3 protein-coding genes and 1 pseudogene are annotated in these 2,031 nt (G+C 51.0%); all 4 read left to right on the top strand.

Features of this window, described 5'->3' with window-relative positions; translation table 11 throughout:
- On the top strand, positions 1–724 hold a 724-nt coding region (locus J5224_RS25755; protein ID WP_319802489.1), incomplete at its 5' end, for a hypothetical protein.
- A complete protein-coding gene (locus tag J5224_RS35875) occupies positions 709–981 on the top strand; it encodes a VENN motif pre-toxin domain-containing protein (protein WP_369076098.1) in 273 nt (90 codons plus the stop codon). The genes J5224_RS25755 and J5224_RS35875, both read left to right, overlap by 16 nt.
- Entirely contained in the window at positions 974–1,438 is a 465-nt protein-coding gene (locus J5224_RS25750) for an Imm40 family immunity protein (protein ID WP_264628038.1), read from the top strand. Before J5224_RS35875 ends, J5224_RS25750 begins: the two co-directional genes overlap by 8 nt.
- 406 nt (positions 1,439–1,844) lie before the next feature.
- Positions 1,845–2,031: pseudogene (locus tag J5224_RS25745) on the top strand (hypothetical protein); the annotation flags it as partial.

Raw genomic sequence — 2,031 nt, 5'->3', positions numbered from 1 at the left:
TATGTGCCCGTCGATGCAGGGCAATATGCTCTCTTCGCTGGCGATGACGATGCCCTCGGCGCTGATGTCGCTCGGCAGCAACGGCAGTGCATCAAGCACCACCTACGCCGCTGTCAGCGAGGGCAGCCTGCTGATCCGTGATACGGCGAATCAGCAGCAGGATGTGAGCACGCTGAGCCACGACGTGGAGCATGCCAACAATGCCCTGAGTCCGATCTTTAACAAAGAGAAAGAGCAACAACGCCTGCGCCAGGCCCAGCTAATTGGGGAAATTGGCGCTCAGGTGATGGATATTGTGCGCACGGAAGGCGAGCAACGTGCGCTGAAAAAAGCAGAAGAGTCCGGTGAGGTAGGGTACCCGCGCCCGGCAGATGATGCCAACGATAAGGATATAGATAAGAAATGGGCTGCGTACAAGGCCGCTTTAACGCAAACGCAAAGCTACAAAGACGAGATGAAGCAATACGGCGTTGGCAGTAGCTATCAGCAGGCGGCGCAGGCTGCGACGGCGGCGATACAGGCACTGGCGGGCGGCGATATCAGGCAGGCGATAGCCGGAGGTGCCGCGCCGTATCTGGCGCAGTTAGTAAAAGAAGCCACGCTGCCGGCCAAAGGCGAACCCACCACGGAGCAAAGAGCCGCCAACCTGATGGGCCACGCGATAGTCGGTGCGGTGGTGGCACAGCTTTCAGGCAAGGATGCGGGGGGCTGGCTTCAGGTTTAGCATCGGGTGATACGGCCTCAGCCGCCAGTGGTGCGCAGGCGGGCAGGAGTGCGGTTGAGAATAACTCGCTGAGCATCATTGTTAAAGCAGGTGAAAAAGCCTTCGAAGCCTGTGTGAAGAATGCCACCTGCCGTGGTGTAATGCATCAGATGGGTATCGCAGCCGGGTTAACCAATAGTCAGTATACTGGAAAACCCGGCCCCGACGGAGAACACTGCCACCACGCTGACGACGCCGGATCAGTCTGGCATGAGTAATCCTCTTATTACAATCTCTCCTGAATCTCAGCCAGGGAAAGATGATGGAATATTCATAAACCCTCAACCTGTAGAAAATACAGGTACTAACTATATCTCTGAATCATCTGATAAGAGAATTTCTATTAGCGCAGGTGATTTCTTTAAGGATGACAATATGATTAATAAAATATTAGAATTATATGCTCGGTGTGGAAAAAGCCTTTTGGATGATGGGATTAATGATGTAGTGCTTCCGATATCTGTCGCAAATGAAGCTCTGGAGTTATTTGAAAAAGCTAAATGGACAGTACTTGGCGGGGATGTGTATCAATGCGAAAATAATAAAATGAATAATTTTTATGCAGACTGGCACTGTAATTTGGTAACACCTTATGATAGTTGCAATCATGCAAGAGAGCATTTAAGAAAACTACAAGCTGATAATATTTATATCACCTTTACAATAAAAGGTTGAAATGATCCCGGCCCTAGCGCCGGGATCGTCATTTTACCGGTCAGACTCTCAGTTCAACCTAAGTCACCCGTCGCCTGTGCGCTACAGTGAGGATAGCAGACTGACTGGTGTTATAGGAGAGATCTGTCAGCCCGCGACCTTTGGCCTGAGCTGCGGGTGGGGAGTACTGGGTGCGGCGAGCGGCGAGTTTGTGGCGGACCTTGTGGCCCAGAGCATCATAAACGATCTGCATTCTGGCAAAACTATCAATAATTTATCCGAAAGCGAAAAGCAATCTGTCGGTGCTCTCTCCACGCTGCCTAAAAGAAGGCACGCCGCAAAACGGCGGTATACTAAGCTACCTGGAGCATAAAGAGCGCCGCTTTTCAGCGCATCAAAAGCGTAAAAAAATTGACAAGGAGCTTCAATGAATTGGCAGCATGTGTTCTTCTCGGCGGCGGTTGCGCTGGTCGTGGCAAGCATTCTCACGTGGATGAGGAAAAAACAATGGATTGGTAAGGCTACGGGGGCTGTTATCTTCGTTGCAACGATCATTGGGGGGAATGTGATTGATACGACTTACCTGATGCCGGGTAAAAGACGTTCGATGGAAT

Source organism: Candidatus Symbiopectobacterium sp. NZEC135 (assembly GCF_025962695.1).
This window is presented reverse-complemented; position numbering and strand designations above follow the sequence as displayed.

What these genes read in the sequence shown, in the direction of transcription:
- J5224_RS25750 (WP_264628038.1), top strand. Translation starts at nt 974, where the DNA reads ATGAGTAATCCTCTTATTACAATCTCTCCTGAATCTCAGCCAGGGAAA.